Annotated in this window: 10 protein-coding genes and 1 pseudogene; all 11 read right to left on the minus strand. The window is 32.7% G+C overall.

The window, feature by feature from the left end; genetic code table 11:
- Nucleotides 1–12: 12 nt before the first annotated feature.
- Nucleotides 13–471 (minus strand): glycerol-3-phosphate cytidylyltransferase, encoded by a 459-nt coding sequence (gene tagD / locus RGQ13_RS14335; protein ID WP_348390428.1) that lies wholly within the window; start codon nt 469–471, stop codon nt 13–15.
- Complete coding sequence (locus tag RGQ13_RS14340; RefSeq protein ID WP_348390429.1) at nt 471–4,304, minus strand: CDP-glycerol glycerophosphotransferase family protein; 3,834 nt, start codon at nt 4,302–4,304, stop codon at nt 471–473. The genes tagD and RGQ13_RS14340 overlap by 1 nt, the downstream gene beginning before the upstream one ends.
- Nucleotides 4,305–4,635: 331 nt before the next feature.
- Nucleotides 4,636–8,469, minus strand: coding sequence for a glycosyltransferase (locus tag RGQ13_RS14345; RefSeq protein WP_348390430.1), 3,834 nt, complete (start codon nt 8,467–8,469; stop codon nt 4,636–4,638).
- A gap of 46 nt (nt 8,470–8,515) precedes the next feature.
- Nucleotides 8,516–9,445 carry a hypothetical protein gene (locus RGQ13_RS14350; RefSeq protein ID WP_348390431.1) on the minus strand — a complete coding sequence of 310 codons (930 nt, stop codon included), beginning with the start codon at nt 9,443–9,445 and terminating at the stop codon, nt 8,516–8,518.
- A 78-nt stretch (nt 9,446–9,523) separates the two neighbouring features.
- Nucleotides 9,524–10,544, minus strand: a pseudogene (locus RGQ13_RS14355) (GDP-L-fucose synthase family protein).
- Between the two features lie 21 nt (nt 10,545–10,565).
- Nucleotides 10,566–12,827 carry a glycosyltransferase family 25 protein gene (locus RGQ13_RS14360; RefSeq protein ID WP_348390432.1) on the minus strand — a complete coding sequence of 754 codons (2,262 nt, stop codon included), beginning with the start codon at nt 12,825–12,827 and terminating at the stop codon, nt 10,566–10,568.
- 267 nt (nt 12,828–13,094) lie between these two features.
- The gene (gene gmd / locus RGQ13_RS14365) at nt 13,095–14,210 is read right to left on the minus strand and encodes a GDP-mannose 4,6-dehydratase (RefSeq protein WP_348390433.1); all 1,116 of its coding nucleotides are present in this window, start codon (nt 14,208–14,210) and stop codon (nt 13,095–13,097) included.
- A gap of 397 nt (nt 14,211–14,607) precedes the next feature.
- Entirely contained in the window at nt 14,608–15,363 is a 756-nt protein-coding gene (locus tag RGQ13_RS14370; protein WP_348390434.1) for a hypothetical protein, read from the minus strand.
- Nucleotides 15,360–17,273, minus strand: a complete 1,914-nt coding sequence (locus tag RGQ13_RS14375; protein ID WP_348390435.1) for a GSCFA domain-containing protein — start codon at nt 17,271–17,273, stop codon at nt 15,360–15,362. The genes RGQ13_RS14370 and RGQ13_RS14375 overlap by 4 nt, the downstream gene beginning before the upstream one ends.
- Before the next feature lie 16 nt (nt 17,274–17,289).
- Complete coding sequence (locus RGQ13_RS14380) at nt 17,290–18,333, minus strand: glycosyltransferase family 10 domain-containing protein (RefSeq protein WP_348390436.1); 1,044 nt, start codon at nt 18,331–18,333, stop codon at nt 17,290–17,292.
- Nucleotides 18,334–18,346: 13 nt separating this feature from the next.
- Nucleotides 18,347–20,482 carry an exostosin domain-containing protein gene (locus RGQ13_RS14385; RefSeq protein WP_348390437.1) on the minus strand — a complete coding sequence of 712 codons (2,136 nt, stop codon included), beginning with the start codon at nt 20,480–20,482 and terminating at the stop codon, nt 18,347–18,349.
- Between the last annotated feature and the right edge of the window lie 20 nt (nt 20,483–20,502).

Below are 20,502 nucleotides of genomic sequence, written 5' to 3' on the forward strand. Positions count from 1 at the left end.
TATAGTATTAAACTACTCAAGATCAGCTCTGAGTTGTTCAAGTATGTCCAGAGCATTTATCAAATCTTTTTTGGATATATTTCTAATGGCACTTAAAGAGTTCTTAAGTAAAGTTGTTGAAACACCTTCAGTCCTTTCTAAGTATACAACATTGCAATGTTCCTTTAGAAAATCAAATTTACCTTCCCAGTCGTTGCCAATTACAAATGTATCAATATTGTATTTATTAATATCTTCAATTTTTTGCTCCCAACTTTCTTCAGGTATCACCTTATCGACATACTTAATTGCCGCAACTATATCGGCCCTTTGTTGCCATGGTATTAGTGTTTTTTTACCTTTAAGCAAGTTAAATTCATCTGTTGATACAGCCACAATAAGTTCATCACCTAAACTCTTTAGCCTTTTTAATAAATTTAAATGCCCAATATGAAACATATCAAACGTTCCATAAGTAATCACTTTGGTCATTATAGTTCCTTCTTATAAAGCTCTTTTATTTTATCTACTAGTCTCTGCGAATTATTAGCATCAAGATATTTAAAGAACAGATTTTGTTTAAATTGATATTCACCTTTTGATATGTGCTTGTCAGGTTCTTCGATTAGCGCCTGCAACCCCTTAATTAAGCCATCAAAAGACTTGCAAACTTTACCTGGTACCGCAAACTCTAAATCATAAAACAAACCTCTTTCGCTATTAATATAATGCTCATAATCATAAGCGAATGAGAAAATAGGCTTTCCTGTTACCATAAAATCAATAAAGCAGCTCGAGTAATCTGTAATTAATATATCTGCTACCCTATAAATCATTTCAATGTTAGATACTTTATTATTGTTTAAATTAATAACAGGTAGTTCTGACAAATTAGCATAATAACTATTGGCTTTATCAGCCATGTGTTCACGAATGCCTAGTATATAATTATTATCTTTTAAAAACGTCTCTAAACGTAATTTATCTAGAGGTGTAAATCTATAATAGCTCCCATCCTGCCCATTTTTAAATGTAGGGCAAAAGAGGATTAACTTTTTATTCCCAACACGTTCCTTTATATAATTGAGTTCTTTCAATAAATCACTTGGAAGTTGTCCTATGCTTTTAAGAACTAAATCGATTCTTGGCAAACCTGTTATCCACATATCGTTATATGTTAAAGGGTAAAACGCAGATGCCATCGCTAATCTGTCGACATCTGATGAACAGATAACACTATGATGCTTCGCATGTTCTTCACCCAATGGCTCTAACAAATGCTGCAAATCTTTAGAAGTATATCCAATTCGCTTTAATGGAATACCATGCCATAGGTTAATAAAGAAATGTTGCTTTGGATCTAATGGGTAAACAGTATTTCTTTGTGCAGTATGTTTAATAAAAATATATTTACTACCAAGCAAAAACTCTTGCCCAGCCTTACTTTTAAGAGGAACTATTTCAACATTATCACCTTCAATATCAATATGATTTTTACGCGTAAGAATTATTTTTTTAATGGATTTATCATTTTTAACCTGCTCAAATAATGCTCTTTCATTACCCGTAAAATTATTATCATAAGCACAAACGGGGAATACCCACCAATCATCATGCTTTTCACAATGTAAATCGCATTGTTTAAACTGCTCATCAGTAAGTAGCTCAGGGTATTGAGGTTCACCTTCACTATCTAGTGTAATATTAAGGTTGCGATATAGTTTTTCGTTATCTGCTATTCGTAATATGTTGTCATTTATAGGCTTTAAATTAATCCCCGGCTTTAAATGCTCTAATTTATTTTCCCATTCATATAAATTAGGTATTTTATAGTGGTTTTCTGTTAATAAAAATCGTTTTAAAAACGGGAATCCCTGTTCAATTAAAGCAAAATGGTTATTTGTATAAATAGGGTGAAATGTATAAAGTTCATCAATAAAACATGAAAAATTAAAACCTGCATTAATCAGTCTTTGTGTTAAACCAATCTCATACTTGCGAATAATATTAAGTTTATTTTTTTCTTTCTTTACAGACTTAAATACTTCCTCTAAATCCCCCCCTAATAGTACTTCTTTTCTAAATGTTAAAAAATAAGAGCCTATATGGAAGTCATACATATATTCTTGATTATAAGATTCGAGATAGCGTTCTTTTACAACAGATAAAGGTATGTTCTCAGCAAAACTATTCGACTCCTTTTCACGAGTCCTAAATAAACCTTTAGTAGCTTGCATTCCCCACCAATCACATTCTTGTTGGTCCATTTTATCAAAAACGGGTCCTAACTTATCAATCAGGTAACAACTATCGTTTGCTAAAATCAATTCATCGTAATCGCAAATATTTTCCCAGCCAACCAGGTGCAAAGCCAATTTAGCATAGGAACCAAAATCATAAGCTCCATGTCTAAATGACCAAGCTCCTTTCACAATGTGGGAAATCTTGTTCATTTCATCAGCTAAAATTTCACTATCAGCTAAATAATAAATATCAGCGTATTTTGAAATTTCGGCTAAATAATCAACAACATAAGTATCTATTACACCTTGACTATCATAACCAGCAAAAAGGCAGACTCTTCTAATCTCCTGATGACTCTCATAACTGAGGCCTTTACTTAATTCTATAGCTTCGACAGGTTCGTTATATTCATTAATGATACTATGAACTAAAGGGTTAATTAATTCTTGAGTACTATCTAAATGCCTTTGCCAATATTGCCATAAATCAAAGTTAGGATTAGGTTCTCGTAATTCACGCCAGCCATATACGCAAAAATGTTCAAGTGGATCAATATTTTTAGCTAAAACGTCCGGGTTTTCTTTTAGATAAAATTCTGAATCAAAAAGGCCTGATTGCAGAACAATATTTTTGTTCTGTTGAAAGCTATTAACATTTGGGAATGTTTTTTCGCGCTTACGCTGGCCAACTTTTAAATAGTTTATAAATGGGTTAGTACCATTTGAATTGTCAAGGTGTTCGTATTTATAAAGTTTTGAATTAAATGATTCTGATAATTCGTCACCAAAGAAGACACCATATCTAACATAGTAATTAATTGGCTCTAACAGAAACCCATCAAGCTTAGCTCCATATAATTGATAATCTAAGCCCGAGTTCGATAAGTAGTCAAAGTCTTCTTTAGCACTTATAAGCTGTTGGTCTAGTTTTCCTTTATCACTATTTATTAAGTAGTCACTTTGCATACGCCTAGGTATTGCTATAACTGAAAACGAATCAATCTTGTTATTTCTAGAAAAAGATAAAGCAAATCTTGCATTACTCATTTTTGCAAGTATGCCGTGCAAATTATCTATATTTAACGTTTGTTTACCAGTGGAATAATCGCTACCTTGTAACTTTAACAATGGCAGTAAATGCTCCACGCGAGCCCAATAAGAACTGCTAACAAAGCCACCATAATCAACCGTAGGATCTTCCTTAAAGCCTATAGAGTTAATACAGTTGATTAAACAAGACTTTTCTACGTTTGAGTTTGGGACATTATTTAAAAAAGCGCTCCCTCCCCCAATAAAACCTATATCATCGTGCTCATTAAACGCATAAAAAATATCATTGATCACATTCAAATTAGCAATCAACGGAATTAAATTAGAATGAGGCTTTTTTGACAAATCACTTGCTAAGAGATCGTCTTGTTGTATATGCAACAACAATTCAATTTGATTATTGAAAACTACCTCTAATGCTTGTAAATACGCGTCATTATGATTTGAAAACTCTGTTATAAAGTTAACTTTAAGGTTGGGGAGTATATTGACGAGTTCAAAGTTCACAGCATCCTTAATTTTAGATGTAGTCGATAGACAAACAACACTAACATCAGAAACTAGTCTCAAACTTTTAATAAGCTCAGATAAAATGGAAATATCTGTTATATATGCATATACCCCGACTAAAGGTCTCTCTTGCATTTTAAGAGAATTATCATGCTGAATAAGAGTTAACTTGGTTTTAGCAGCCTCTTTTTCTGAAGTTAAACAGTCAAAATCCAATGGCTGCAAACATCTCCTTCCCTCAATTTTACCAGCTAAAATAAAGTGTAATAACGGATTCATACCACTAAGTTTCACATCATGGTTGTTGCTAAGATAATAGCTTGTATTGAAACTAGGGCTAGGGTCCCGGCCTTCTAAATAACCAAACTGCAAATAGTGGTCCACGGCATCAATATTTTGATCTTTCAGATCAACATATTTATTCTTATACCATGATTCATCAAATAATCCTGATTGTACAATAGTGGATTTAATTCTTTTTTGTTTTAACTTCTTAATAAATTTTTTTAATTGTTTGATCATATTTATCTAAATAGTGTTGGAGAGGTTTCTTAGTTTTAACGGTGCTTATATAGTAGAAGTATAGAAAGAAGTGTGCATTTTTAAAGTAAACTCCTCTTAAAGTTTACGTTATCAAGTAATTTCATGCTCAAGTAAAGCAATTTTCCAATTGCACCATTCCATATTCATATTCACTTGTTTTTTTGTACTGTCGTCAACTAAAGTCGAGCCAGTGAAGTATTCAAAATCTACTCTATATTTATTGCACAAATTCCATCATTTGGCATTAACTTAATGATAACACTGCAAATTATATCGTAATTTTATAATCAGGGCGATAGATAAGATAAGGTTAGTTACCATAGGGGAGTTTAATACCTACATAGTCTATGGCCATTTTAAACTGTTCTTGAGCATTTTCAAAACTATATTGGCTATTTACTAACTGTTTTTGATTTTTAGCTATTTCATCCCATAAGTAATTATCTAAGTACAATTTTTCTATATAAGTTACCCATTCTTCAGTAGTGGTCGCAACTAAAGTACTCACGTTATGAATTAAACCTGTTGCTTCAACAGCAATAGGGGATAAAACCGAAGGCAGACCATATGCTGCAGATTCAAGAACTTTGCCTTTCACACCCGCTCCAAATAATAAAGGAGCAATAAACACCCTGTGATTAGCATAAACTTCACCTAAAGACTCAACATAACCGACCATGATGACATTATCATGCTGAAAATTCTTCATATGCTCGGGCATATTAGAGCCATAAAAATAAAACTTAATATCAGGGGTTCTTTCAACAATTACAGGTAATATGTCTTTTATAAAATATTCGAATGCCTGTACATTAGCGAGATGATCATAGCCTCCTAAAAATGATACACCTTCCCTTTCAATAAAGGGTTTCCCACTTGTCTTTTCCGATAAAACCCAGGGGCCTTTAAAGATGTTTTCTGTTTTAAAAGTATGTGACGCTATAACTACATGCTCAATTTCATTATAAGATAATATTGCATCTACACTTTTCATTACTTCAACTTCTCGTTCTCTTGTTTTTTCTGCATTCTCAAGCAAGAATTTATCGTTATGTAAATGAGCTTGACGCATCTCTCTTAGGAAATGTAAATCTGCATTATTAAACAGTACAGGAACATTTTCTGAGAATGCTTTTATAGTTGGTAAATATTTCTCTACATTTTGGTATCTAGTTATATAAATACAGCTCACCTTAGGTAGATAGTATTCCAACGCCTCAAAAGGAGAAGCAAAGTAAGGTGCATATACAACCTCTACGCCTATGTATTGGAGTTGTTCGGTATAACGAATGCTATATAGAAAGTCATTTGGAATAAAAACGACATGGAATCCAAGTGATTGTAATAACTTAATATCATTAACCGCGGCGAAAGAGCCTGCATCCCTATCCGGTCTAGGTATAGATCTATCAATCAATAAAATTGTTGGGCGTAAATCACATCCCCTTTTATCTTGTTCGATTTTATACTGTTCAAATTTTTCACTAAAACTTTGGGCTGGTTCATTTATATTTAATGATTCTGAATTTTGATTAACATTTAATACCTTAAAGCTTTGTGCAAAGGGAGTAAAAAATAAATCTATGTTTTTTTGTATTAGAAACTCTGATAATGCAAGCCCAAATTGCCATTGTTCCTCCTCCCCCTCGTAACCGAGTAAATACTGCTCCACAATAGCTTTATCAATAATAAAAGGGGATATGGTTATTGCATCTATCTTTCTAAAATAACTATTTTCAGGATGATTAATAGATAATTGAGTACCTATAGTTTCAAAATCTAAATATGATTGTTCTACAACTTCTAACTCTTCATTTATTAATGATGCCGTAACTAGTGAAAAATTGTATTCACTTCTCTTATACAATTCATCTAGAAATCCAGAACAAATTTCATTAGCGTAATTAATAAATAATAGTTTTTCAGTTGAAGCTTTATTGACGCATACTTTTAAGGGGGAAATGACATCGGTTTCATCTGTAATCAAAATCAAGTTAGGAGCATGTTCTCTTAAATGTAGGTAAGTTTGAGAATTAGATTGTACACTTGTAATAACTTCAAATTTCACTTTGCTCACGGATAAAATAAGGGATGAAATAACTTTAACGTAGTAATCAAATGATTGGTTGGCTAATAAAACAATGGATATCTGTGGTTTTTCATGATCTTGCAGCATAAGCTTAGGAGGACAGCTAACAGGGTTATTTAACCATTGGTAATATGAACCATAATCGATATCATCAGAGTTATTGTTTGTACTTAGTCGCAATTGATAAGCTTCTAATCTTGCTCTTTTTATAACAGACTGTTGATCAGTTGCACAAAAATACTCAATTGATAATGGCCCACTAGAAAAAAGATCTAAACTGCTTTGAGGTAAGTGAACTACCTGTTGCCATATGGGCTCAATAAACTCTAATACACCTATCGTTAATACTTTATCATGATGAGTATCAGTTTGTTCGGGTAAAGGAACTTCAAGAACATTAAGGCCAATACCTAGTGAAAGTTCTCTTTGAAAGAAACGATCGGTGTCAAAAAAACATTGAAAGGTAAGTTTAGCAGCAATTTCTACATCAACGTCTATTATCAACAAGTGCTGATATATACTCAAATTAACTATTTTAAATTGAGGCTTGTTGTTTTTACCAATCTGAAAAGACTTACCTACAAGAGCCCCTTCAGAGTCTAATAACCTTAAAATTTTTCCTGACAATTCCTCTGATTGTTTATCATGTTTAAAACAAAAACCATGTTCACCATTACCAATTCCAGCATCAATCAAATCTTTACGGTAGTCATACGCAGTGGAAAAACTGATGATTTTGCCATCAAGCTCAATTGAGTAGTCAATGTGTTCTTTTGGTTTATTTTTATTGTAAACCCAACCACGGATGAAGCCTGATGAGACGCAATCAATGTAGCCTTTTAAAGAGGAATTAAGAGCATTAGGTTGATGCTCTAAAAGGGACTCCTCTAACAATATTTGATCTGACCAAAGGTACTCAATACAATCACCTCGACCAATTGTGATCTCATGTTTTTTATTATTTAGCAATTCTTTGGGTAATAGGACTGTTTCTATATTATTACCATTTCGAAGTGATATTTTCTTTTGGCAAATTCGGAAACCATCATCAAATATTTGTAAGATAATTTCATTAGCACTAGAACTTTCAATCTCTATACAGAGCTCATTTAAAGCTAAATTAACATCAATAACTTGAGCATTTGATTTAGCGTTAGTTATGAATTTACTATAGATAACTTGTGGTTTAATGAGTTCAATGTTATTTGTATCTAATAAACGTATTACATTTCCCTGAAGTGCGTTTCCTGGCAACTTGTGTTCGACGCAAAAACCATGCTTACCGTTGCCAAATCCAATTTTTTCAAGGTCAGCTCGATATTGACTAGCAGTTCCTTCAAAAAAAACTTCCCCATTGATTTCTAATTTATAATTTACAGAAACGTCAGGTTCATTTTTATTAAATACCCAGCCTCTTATGAAACCAGAGGAAATCATATCAATATAGCCTTTTAAGGCAGTATTTGAACTAGAATCTACATTACGAGTTTTGATACGGTTAGACCATAGCGCATCAATAATTTCTTTTGCGCCGATAGTAAAATGTGAAAATTCATCCTTAAAACAGGAAATTGGACATTTAAACTTTAATTCATTCTTACCTTTAACTAGTTGTTTATTTTCCTGTGCAAATAGACTATTTTCATGAAAAACTTGAAAGGTTAACCCGATATTATCATTCACGTTTACGTAAAAACTTAAAACCTCATTTTCAATTGAAACTCTTGAAATTTCAGGTTCAACCCCAATTGCAGATTTGATAATATGGGATTTACCAATTTGATTTCCGTTTTTATCTAATAACGTTAGCTCTTTATCTTCTACATGCTCTTTAGTTAAACCATGCTTTATACAATAACCGTATTTACCATTACCAAAGCCTGCTTTTTTTACATCTGCTCTAAACAAGTTAGCTTTGCTTTCTACAATAATTTCATCATTAAGTTTAAGTGAAAATGAACATTCTTCATTGTTATTCTCAGGGTTAAATACCCAGCCTCGAACAAAACCTGAGGATACCCAATCTATATATCCTTTATAATGAGATTTTTTCACAACAGCCTCTTAGCATTTTGTAATAGTTATACTTATTTGAAAATTTTTACTTTATTGAAAAATGCTTCAGTAATATTTGCTCTAATTGATTTACTCTTACAGATAATGTCGCAATATTTTCAAGAGAAACCGAAGTTGCGTTATTTGACACTCCATCAATATTACTTTCAACATCAGCTTTTAACCTTTCCATTTCTAATTTTACTGCCGTGGAAAAGGTATCTAATTCATTTTCATATTTATGTAAGTATTTTGCCTGCTCAAATTCAGCGGTTGGTACGCTTAAGTTTATGGCTTTTGTTTTAACTTTATGACCATCTATATATAAATCACAAGTTACATTTTCATTAGTAAAAAGGTGAACAACAGGGTTAATTTCAAAGCAGTAACAACCATCTCCGATGCCTGCATTCTTAATAGATTGCCTAAATGAACTCGCTTTGCCAGCTCCTAAAACAACATCACCAATTTTTAACTCAACATTTACCCGATGTGTAGTAGAGTCTTTTCTCTTAGCCCAACCGATAATTTTTTCAGTAGAAATGTGATCAATATGTATTTGAATTTCGTCATTGATATTATTTTTAACTTGATTTGGTATATTACCGTTTTCAATTGTTTTTGATGTACCTATGAAAATGCAAGGAATAGACTTTTTATTTGCTTTAATACCGTCAAAATAAATGTCAATTTCGTTTACTTTACCAGTTAAACTTGACAGTTTTGGGGTAATAACAAAGCCATGCTTGCCATTTCCTATAGATTTACTTTTAAGGTCTTCTCTGAAAACATTAGCAACCGAAGACCATAGCAATTTTCCTTCTGACTTTACTTCTACGTTAACCGCCTTAGCCAACTGCGCACTGTTTAACACCCAACCAGTGATACGGTTTTCTGACACTGCATCAATGTTAAATTGATAATTATTAATGGGCTTCTTTATTTTAATAAGTTTTTTAATGGCTTTTTTGAGCATATTCGTTCCTAATTGAATTGTTTAAGTAAGCAGACAGACGACTAATAAGAAAATCTACTTACACTATTTAAGTGTACATCATTTAATAAACTGGTTAGTAGTATTTACTATATTATCCAGCTGAAAACAGCTAATTCTTTTTAACTTCAGTATTGATCTTGGTTTTTCTAAAAACCACTTATAAGATTGAGTTAGCCCTTGTTCAAGGTTATAACTATATTTCCAGCCCAAATTTTCCAAGCGTTCAACATTCATTAGTTTACGTGGAGCTCCATCTGGTTTTGTTGCATCAAAATTAATATTACCTTTAAAACCTGTTACTTTAGCAACTGTTTCAACCAACTCTCGTATAGTGCAATCTACACCTGTACCAACATTGATATGGCTAAGCAATGGTTCAGTATTTTCTTCATAAAGTTCTACACTTAAAATCATTACATGAATCGAGGCAGCAGTCATACCATCTACATGTAAAAACTCTCGCATAGATTTACCACTGCCCCAGGCTAAAACTTCACTATCATTGTTTAATTTAGCTTCATGAAAGCGCCTTAAAAGCGCGGGAATAACATGAGAATTTTCAGGGTGAAAATTATCATGGGGCCCATACAAATTTGTAGGCATAACCGAATGGTAATCTCTTCCGTATTGTCGATTATATGATTCACATAACTTTATCCCTGCTATTTTGGCAATATCATAAGGTTCATTGGTTTCTTCAAGAGTACCTGTTAGCAAAGCAGTTTATTTCATTGGTTGCTCTGCAATTTTGGGATATATGCAAAAAGAGCCTAAAAACAATAACTGTTAAATGCCAGTTAAGTGAGCAGAGTGAATAATACTGCATTCAATCATTAAGTTCTCATAAATAAAGTCTGCGGGATAAGTATTGTTTGCAACAATTCCCCTATTTTAGCTGCTGCTAAATAAACTTGATCAATTTTTTCTGTTTCAAAAAATGTAAAACATTTTGTTGAGAGGTTAAGTTTATTTCTTTACGTGTTCTATTAATTACTTATAAATCTTCTTGCTTTTGTAGGTGTCGAACAATTGCCGAACCTAGAATGTCATTATGACCAGCTACATACATTCTTTTCATTTTTAATCTCTATATTTATTATTAATACTCTGGAATATCAAATAATGGTTTTTTAAATACTACTTTGGGTAAAGACTCAATACTTTTAATAAAGATAGAAGTGCAAGAAGGAAAAGCGGCTCCAGCTACTGCTCCTGATAATCGAATCTGATAAAAACCTTCTTCAACTAAATATTGATACCCCTCGATATAATCACTTCTATTAGAGTTATCAAAAATAATAATCCCATTCTTAGCTAATTTTTTAACTGCGAAGTGAGCACAAAGTCGACGAGCCATTCCGTCAATTACTATACAGTCGAAATAACCTGGCTGAGCCAATATTGATTCCGCATAACCAATAAAATCAATATCATTTAAACCTCTACGTGTGATTTTATCGTCATCGTAATCAAACTCACCCCTTGGTCGCCTATCAGCGTATTGCTGATATATTTTTTGCCCTTCTAATGAAGATTGAATACCCGAGCCCTTATGGTACAAATGATGAGGTCGATTAATGTTAGGTAGTATTTTATTTACCCACTCTAAATCATGATCTACGCTAACAACCTGAAACACTCGTTTTTGCCACCATAAGCTAGAATTGCCACAGCCAAATTCAAATACTCGAGTATTTTGAGATATGACAGTTTCCATAAACTCAATCGATGGATAAGTCCACCAAGGTAATGCGTCTCCAGAGACATCAACTGGAACCTGTTGTTTAACCGATTCGCACCAGCCTTGAGGCTTAAGCGTAAGCTTCGTAAAACGATCCAATTCATTTGTTACTGATGATTCATTAGTCATTAGTTTCTTCTCAATTGTTGGGAAATTCGAATATCCATATCTACTGCAAAGAGCATTTAATTTTTCCATCAAGTGTTTTGGAACACTATTAAAGTCTTGCTCTTCTATAAAAGGCTTACGATAAACTACCCCTTTATATTTTTTATCTTTATTTATGTCAGCAGTAGGCATTTCAGCTTCAGACAAATTTAACTTACTAATTAATAAGTTATCTAATAAATACTGATGTAAGTGTTCTTGTTGATCCTCAACCCTAACGCGACATTGTGGCTCTATTTTTTCAATTAATAAATTCCAGTAGACATAACTTGCAATAGCACTTGCTAATGGGTTATTAAAATCATCAATATCAATATTAAATGCTGATTTAATATGTTTACGCCTGAATTGATGAGAAAGGTTAGAAAACTCACTATCACGCATAATGCTTGGAATGGCATCAATAGGAGACCGAACATGATGAATAATATGTTTAAAATATTTAAAACGTTTATTAGCCGCTTCATCATTTAGGGCGAAAGGATAATCATCATCCACTGCGAACATCCATGAGCAAATACCATCATAACCCATTTTTTCGTGCCCAACATCAAGCCCAAACACGGTTAGGAGCTTAGCGGTATAACCTGAGCCACAACGCGGATGACCTAACGCTAAAATGGGGTAAACTGATGTATGTTTGCAATGCTGTTCTAACTTATTTTTTGCAATTTCATATTCAGGTGTATGATCTTGCGAATTATTAGATAAAAAATCTAGCCTTACTAACTTCGGATGAATCAGTGACTCAACTTCGCCAGTACTCCAAGACATCTCATAAAATAACGGAGGATAAACAGTTATAGAGTTACTCTCATTTGCCATCATCTTATGCTGGTATACATCGACAGTCGTTTCTACTTTTTTGAATCCCTTCAGTAAATAACTAGCCATTTCTAAATTGATTGCGTGTACAGGGTTCGACATCCGAACTTTATTAAAATATAAACTCACTTCGTCAAGGCTAGTATGCTCACTCGACAGTGCCCAACCAAATCGTACTAACATTGGTTTATAATCAAACAGTTCTGATTTAGCCAAAGTGTGATTGTTCAAAACCTCATCGCATAAACGTTCAGCCTGCTGTACCAAAACAATATCGTCTTCAACAATTAGTGCGTTATTGATTTTATTATCTTTCATATACTGCCAAAGATTGGCATAGGTAAGGAACGTCGCAACTTGAGATGGAATCAACGTATTATTGCAGTCGTCATTACCACATACGAGCTTCTTGCACCTAAAACAGCTTGGAAATTTTTTAACTAGATCCGCTTTATAAAAATCAACAACTTGATCACTCGTAGCACCGACAGCATTGAAAAATTCAAAATTCGATATTTTGTACTGTGATTTGAAATTCTCCATATATTGTCTACGTTCAATGCAACTAGGAAGAGATAAACAAATAACACGGTCAAATTGTTTAAAAAACTTAGATATCGAACTCAATATACTCCTTAATATAAGCCTTAAGCTTACATAATTTAAACTAAAAAAAGGACCATGCTACACTTCAATGTATTGTCTATTAATATAATACATTGAAGTGTATTTTAAAATTCCCTGTAAAATTAATATTTACATATTTTCTATATAAATATCAACCGTGAACTAGAAACTCCAAAATAGATACTTAGAATGCAAATATACGAGCGAAATTTCGCAGTACCTTTAAATGAATAGCCCTTGAAATCACTAAACTACATAACATCAGTTTTACTCTTTAGCAACTGAAATAGAATAACCATGCTGTTTTAATAAAGCATGCTGTTTAGCTTTACTTAAATCGTACGCAACCATTTCAGCGCACATTTCTTCAACAGTAATTTCAGGAATCCAGCCAAGTTTTTCTTTAGCTTTTGTAGGGTCGCCTAATAGAGTTTCTACCTCTGCTGGGCGAAAATAACGGGCGTCCACTCTAACAATCACATCACCTGTTTTAACACCAGGTGCATCATCACCTTTTATTGCAACTACTGTTGCAATTTCATTTATACCTTCTCCAGAAAACTCAAGCTGTATTCCAACTTCTGCTGCAGACATTCGGACAAACTCGCGTACAGAGATTTGTTTACCGGTGGCAATAACAAAGTCTTCAGGACTTTCCTGCTGTAACATCATCCACTGCATGCGCACGTAATCTTTTGCATGACCCCAATCACGAAGTGCATCCATATTACCTAGATATAAACAAGGCTCTATTCCTTGGGCTATATTAGCAACCGCACGGGTAACTTTACGTGTTACAAAGGTTTCTCCGCGACGTGGTGATTCGTGATTAAACAAAATACCATTACAAGCATATATACCATAAGACTCGCGATAGTTAACCGCAATCCAATACGCATACATTTTAGCGACAGCATAAGGAGAACGAGGATGGAAAGGAGTAGTTTCTTTTTGCGGGATTTCTTGCACTTCACCGTATAATTCTGAAGTTGATGCTTGATAAAACTTAGTCTTTTTTTCTAAGCCTAAAAAGCGGATAGCCTCTAATAGACGTAATGTCCCCATTGCATCCACATCAGCTGTATATTCTGGAGCTTCGAAGGAAACAGCAACGTGTGATTGAGCACCAAGATTATATACTTCGTCAGGTTGTACTTCTTTCATGATTCGAGTTAAATTTGACGAGTCGGTTAGATCACCATAATGTAATTTAAAGTGTGCATTCTCTACATGCACATCTTCATAGATATGATCTACACGTTGAGTATTAAATGAAGAAGCACGCCGTTTAATTCCATGTACTTTATAGCCTTTTTCTAATAAAAATTCAGCTAAGTATGAGCCGTCTTGTCCAGTGACACCGGTAATTAATGCTTTTTTCATTTGCACACATCCTCTCGTTCAATTTAAATTAAGTCATTTACTTAACATATATTCTGACAGCAATTAAATAACCATGCGACTAAAGTTATAAATACCAAAAATTAAGATATTTTCATATTTATGAAAAACCTTCCCTATAAATCACATTTAGATTTATCCCCCCTACGTGGATGGCCAAATTAATTATGCTACTACGATTACGATATATTCTGCATTTGCTATAAATCTAGCTTTCTACGAAATAAGCCAGAACAAAGGTGCTAGGTTGAATATAAAAAGGTGAACACAGTTTATTAGCCACTACAAGGTAATAAATGACTTCTTATCACTTTAATTCATTAATAGATCCTATAAGAATATATTAATAGGTTAAATTGATTTTCCATAATCTGATATATTAATTTAAAATATACTTGGTGATATTGTCTAAAACTAATTTAGCGCCTTCTGTATTTAAATGAATAAAGTCAATAGGGTTTGTTGACTTGTATTTCGCGGCAACAGCTTTATCATCAACAAATAACTCAACAGGCAATGGTAACAGGTCTATTCCTTTTTTTGTAAGTACTTTAGTGACATTATATATACACTCAGAATATTTGGCGCCATTTGGAATTAAAGCCAAATAATCAGTATTTTGCGCAACTACACCATCATAATTCCAAACAAGCTCATTCAGTATAGGTTCAGGAATAGATATAACTTTTAATTTATTCCCTAATGCTTTTTTAATCTGTAACAACCATTTATAATGCAATGTTGGGCTAATTATTTGAGAAGCATATTCCTCTAAAAAACCTGAACTGTAAGATGTATCAGGGAAGGTTAAATTATACCAATTATGATATAAAAATCGACCTCCATAAACGAATATATAATCATAATTAATCAGCTTAATAACCCCGCTCTTATCTATAGAGTGAATTAGCCTATGTATCTGCTTGTACCATTTTTCAAGTTCCGTATTATTAGCACACCTTTCTAATTCAGTTATTGGGCGTATTGCCAACCCATTAGAGTCAATAACTAACATTTTAGCAATAGGTAAAGGAAATCCGACAAAATCAAACTTAACTAAATCACTTTTAAATTGATGACCTACCCCTTTTAAAGACCCAACATGGCTGTCACCAAATACTAATACTTTTTTCATTTTTCATCCCCAAAATTAGCAAGTAATTCCTCTTCACAAACAACGTCTTCGGATACTTCAATCTTTTTATAAGAACTTTTAACTACTTGAGTTCTATTTTTAGAGTTATCAAATTTAGATTCTAAACATTTAAAAAAATTTTCCATAACAAAATTAACACCGAAAGGATTCACACTTCTTTGATTGGGTTCAAAAAACACACCTTTAAATATAGGGCTGTTAATAATTTCGTATGAAGGGAAGTAATCAATATAATCAAAAGCTTGCGTTAGCTTCTCAGCTACTGCTCTCAATATCGATTTTGAGCCCATAGTTGCTACCGCAACATGTTTATCCGTATTTGTAGCTGTTAGAGGCACGGGGGAAACCGTAATAATAAATTTCAAATCAGGGTTTATTTGCCTCATCAAAGCAATTGCATCTAATAAGCTAGAAGAGATTTGATTATAATCTTGATTAACAAATACATGCTGTGCAGAATCGAAAAAACCGGAGACCGTGCCAGGGCACATCGGATACTCAAAATTATTTTTATTAAACCAACTCTCTGTTAAACCAAGCGTAAATACAAAGTAACTCGCCTTTTCAATACTACTCTTAAAACTTTTTAAAGTTACTTCACGAGAGTTAATTAGCTCTAACTTTGACTCAAACCCATTAGGTTCTATTGTGGGGCGAAACGGATCATAAAAACGATTTTCTTTTTCCCAAATCTCCGTTGGTACTTTCTTAATTCCGAGAGACCATTCCGTCCACTGCATTAGCAATGAAGTTGTATAAATGTTGGCTGTACGTGCAGAAAAGATATTGTAATTATACTTCTTAGATAATCTAGGGTTACAACATTCAGGAGGACGTTCGGTAATTAACCAGTTGAAACCTTTATGCTTAAGGGCATTTCCTATATGTTGAGCGAAGCATGAACCAAAGGTAACTATATTATCTGTTTTAGTAATATTAAATTTAGGGGACCATATTCCGTCAATATCAAACATACTTCTATTTGAAATCGCTAATTTCCAAAATGCTTTTTCAGGTAAATTTTCATATGGATTTTTCTCAATAACTTTTTTTGGTTTCCTAGAAAATACAATATTTTTTAGATCATTTATATTTTTTACCAACTGCATTTCATCAGCATCATTCTCAAAAGCTAAAATATTACTTAAGTACTCAAATCTATTGTAAATAAAATAAGAATTTAAGTCATATTGTAACCCCAACTCCTTAGCAAAAATATTCTTGATTGGTCTAAAATGACCATACTCTTTGGGAGCATTACCGGGTTTTCTCTGATCTATTGCATTAAATTCTAAGCCTCTCTTCTCAGAAATTATACCTATAATTTGAGCTGCAAAATGTTCAAAAAAGACAGTTGTAGGGTGAAGTTGGTCTCTAAACAATGGAACCATTTTATAGTTTTTTAAGAAAAAGTCATAAAATTTAATATCTCCACTTTTTTCAATTTCAGCGAGTTTGATTAATGCTAAATTAAAAATATCAAAGATTAATTTGGAATCTGTCACTTGTTCTGTTAAATAATCTGCAATCTCTTTTGTGGTGTTAACTTTAGGGAAATCAGTTACAGCAGCATGCTCAATTTTTTTTAAAACTTTAGCTTTTTCTTTAGGCCAAAACCCATCAAACCTTACAAAAGGTACTCTGATTACCAGACAATCTTTTTTGATCACATTATTTAAATTTTCTAAAGTAAATTCTTTGTAATTAGAAACAGGCTGGATAATCAGTATATCCGCAGCTTTGAAAGTAGGTAAAAGCTTCTCATAATCTTTTAAACTTTCATATGAAATAGCATAATCTAATTTATAGTTTATGTTCTTATTTATATATTTATTAATGTAATTTTTATATATTTGGCCATGACAGTTTGCAAAAATAAAAATATTCATCTATTTAGAGCCTCATTTAAACCGAAATTGAAATCGGTAGGGTATTTATTATTGTTAATTCATTTAGCACTTTCTGTACTACTGTTCTTCTCTCCCTGTTAAGGGCATTGTAATCAGAAAATAATTTAGCTAGTTTCGACTGTTGCCCTTTATAAAGTGAGATGAATTCATCAGAAACTTCAAATTGATGAACACTTAGTTCAGCCTCATCTATTGAAAAGTTAAAAACATTAATATAAGAACCATCATCAACTAATTTTTTAACGCGATGATCGTTGCTAGCGTAATATATAGGAACAGTGAGAGCTGCAAATGCATCAAAAAGTTTCTCTGTTACATATTTAGGGTGGTGTGTATTTTCAAGTGCTGAAACTATACGGCTTTTATAGCTGATAGTTGCTAGCTTATCTAGATGCCAATCAGGTAGTTTTTGTCGTTTTTGTGTTTGCTCCCACCCACGCCCAACAATTAATGCGTCTTCATTTTGAAACTTTAAAGTTAATTCTGTTCTAAAAGAGCAAAGACCTCTAGTATCATTGAGAGGAAAGTCTACATTATATTTGTCACCTAAACGGTGTTCAGCATAAAAAGCTTTATCTATTGATGCGGTAGTTAAACTAGATCTAATTTCAGTATTTGTTAAGTTTGAGTTTTGCTGAAATAGACAGTGATATCTGACAATATAATCATTTGAAGTCGTAAGAAAATAAGGGAACATTACAAAATCGAAAATATCAGTAGTTTCATGATTTAAAAAATAAAACTCTATGTTTATTCCTTCAATCGTGACATTTTGTTTTTTTCTTGTGAAATCAGGGCTCCATAATGTATCCCATAGGGGCTCCTCGGATAAAATCACAATTTGTATTTGTGGGTTCATTTTAAGTGAATATTTTATTATCTCGATATTTTCTTTAATATCAATAAAAAAACCAAAGATCAAAATGTCTGCATTTTCTGGACGAGTAACATAGGTAAATGATTCTTTAAATAATAACTTATATTCAGAATATGCAAATGGTGTTCTATTAGAATGTTTTCCAACTAGACAAATTTTCACTTAATAACCCTCTTTAAATTAATTCTATGTGTTTAAGCAAAAGTGTTTTATTAAAAGCTTCGAAATATTTATTATCCTCTGCAAATATTTCTATAACGCTTTGTTTACTTAAATCACTGCGAGTATATTCTAAAAAAAAGTTATCGGCGTCAATTAGCAGCTTAGAAACACAAGATAACATGATCATTTCTTTGGTGCATTTCCCACTTTCATAATCATCGACCAAAGACTTTAGCGACTTTAATGATTTAAATTTGTACAAAACATTAGGCGAATTATTTAAAAACTCTTTTAAAATATCATAAACGAAACAATCAGGCCCATAAAGCAACCACAGTTGCTTAAGAGCATGACGTTTTCGAGTGAGTAATTCTTTATCTTTTGCAATTTCAGCTAACACCCCTGGTAACTGCTTAATCGATTCAGAATCTTCCTTCGAATATACAACAGCTTCATTCCAAAGCTTTTGATTTCCCGGGGGCTGATATGAATCAGCTAATATAACAGGTATTACGCCACAACCAATCGACTCCCATAATCTTATTGAGTTAGGACCAGAACCAGAAGGGCAAAGTGAAAAGATGGAATCATTTAATATTTGTTTAAACTCTTCAGATGTATCTTTGTCAACTAAATCTATTTTACTAGATATTTCATTATGGATTTGATGTTCATAAACTGTTTTATTGTAATGCCATGAGTCTCGCCCAATGACTTTGCTATTTGGAAAACCTGATAATAGATCTAAAATATGAGTTCTTGATTGAGTCAAATACCAACGATTAGCTTTTGCCCCAACAAAAGAGAACAAATACTTACGCTCTAATATTGAAGTTTCTTTACTTTCATCAGTATCAATTGCTTGCACGGGATATAAGGGAAAAGGGTGAATATTGATAGATTCGTAATCAGGTAACCAGTCCTGAGCTGCTACTTTGTGAGTCCAAAATATATCAGTAATTCCTACTTTATCGAATAAACATTGATATTTCAACATATGAATGTGTTGACATGTTGTTATAACTTTTTTATTTTTTAGCTGTTCCTTGAAAGAATATAATATTTCCTCTAACTCAGCTCCTTTATCTTTATTATTATTGAGTAAATCAATTAATGTCGCCCAAGGGAAAGCAAAATAGATGACATTAGTACTGGTTTTATATAGATATTCTTTCAATTTATTAAACGCATGCTGCTCAGTAATAGCAGGAAACTGCCAATGATTATCATATGCAATGATATTTTCAGTAATTATTGTGTTTTTCATCAAATCTTCTTTTTTTCTTCGTTGTTGCCAATACTGGATCGCAGGGAGAATGCTTTTTTCAATTAAATGGTAGTCAGTTGTTAGCTCATAACGCACCTCTGATTGTTTTTGTATTTTTAAGAACAGATCACGTCGATGACTTTCAGATATAGTAAAATCTACCTCTTCCATATACCCTCCACGATTCACTTCAGATAGCTGACCTTTTCTTTTATAAAAGTTTCCTAAAATTTTATCTACTTGGTAAAAAATTTCATGTTTAGAAAATTCACGCCATAAACTCCAATCCCCTGCATATTTAAAATTGGCAAAGTTATTTTTCAGATCTATTTTATCCCACAAAGATTGACGGAAGAACATACCTTCTTGTTGAACAAATCCCCAGAATAAACCATCCACAACGCCTGTGTTTATGATGTCTGCATTTAATGGCTGAAAAGAGTGTATATGCTTTCCAGATTCTAATATAACTGATGATTGCCCTCCTATCCAATTAACATTTTTTATATTAGATGCATCAATACCTGAGATATAACTTAATGCATCGGGCTCAAGCTGATCATCTGAGTTTATCCAAGTCATCCAACTATTAGATGGAATTTCAAAACGAGTAAACCCCTTAACAATTGCATTATACATACCGTTATCATTAGTAGATTCAAATGAGAAATGGATTTTAGGATTATCACTTTTCCTCTTTTCAATAGATGCACTATAACGTTTTAATATATCGAGAGTACAATCCTTAGAGCCTCCATCTTGAACATGATAATAAAGTTCAAAATTTCCCTTCTGATTTATAACACTCAAAATAGTTTGCTCAATTGTCTCTGCAGAGTTAAATGAAGGTGTACAGATATAAATTTTAGGTTGATTCTTCATATTGAATGTTCCAATTGGAT

Source organism: Thalassotalea psychrophila (assembly GCF_031583595.1).
GTDB lineage: Bacteria > Pseudomonadota > Gammaproteobacteria > Enterobacterales > Alteromonadaceae > Thalassotalea_A > Thalassotalea_A psychrophila.

What these genes read in the sequence shown, in the direction of transcription:
- RGQ13_RS14350 (WP_348390431.1), bottom strand. Translation starts at nt 9,445, where the DNA reads ATGCTCAAAAAAGCCATTAAAAAACTTATTAAAATAAAGAAGCCCATT.
- RGQ13_RS14375 (WP_348390435.1), bottom strand. Translation starts at nt 17,273, where the DNA reads ATGAATATTTTTATTTTTGCAAACTGTCATGGCCAAATATATAAAAAT.
- RGQ13_RS14370 (WP_348390434.1), bottom strand. Translation starts at nt 15,363, where the DNA reads ATGAAAAAAGTATTAGTATTTGGTGACAGCCATGTTGGGTCTTTAAAA.
- gmd (WP_348390433.1), bottom strand. Translation starts at nt 14,210, where the DNA reads ATGAAAAAAGCATTAATTACCGGTGTCACTGGACAAGACGGCTCATAC.
- RGQ13_RS14340 (WP_348390429.1), bottom strand. Translation starts at nt 4,304, where the DNA reads ATGATCAAACAATTAAAAAAATTTATTAAGAAGTTAAAACAAAAAAGA.
- RGQ13_RS14385 (WP_348390437.1), bottom strand. Translation starts at nt 20,482, where the DNA reads ATGAAGAATCAACCTAAAATTTATATCTGTACACCTTCATTTAACTCT.
- tagD (WP_348390428.1), bottom strand. Translation starts at nt 471, where the DNA reads ATGACCAAAGTGATTACTTATGGAACGTTTGATATGTTTCATATTGGG.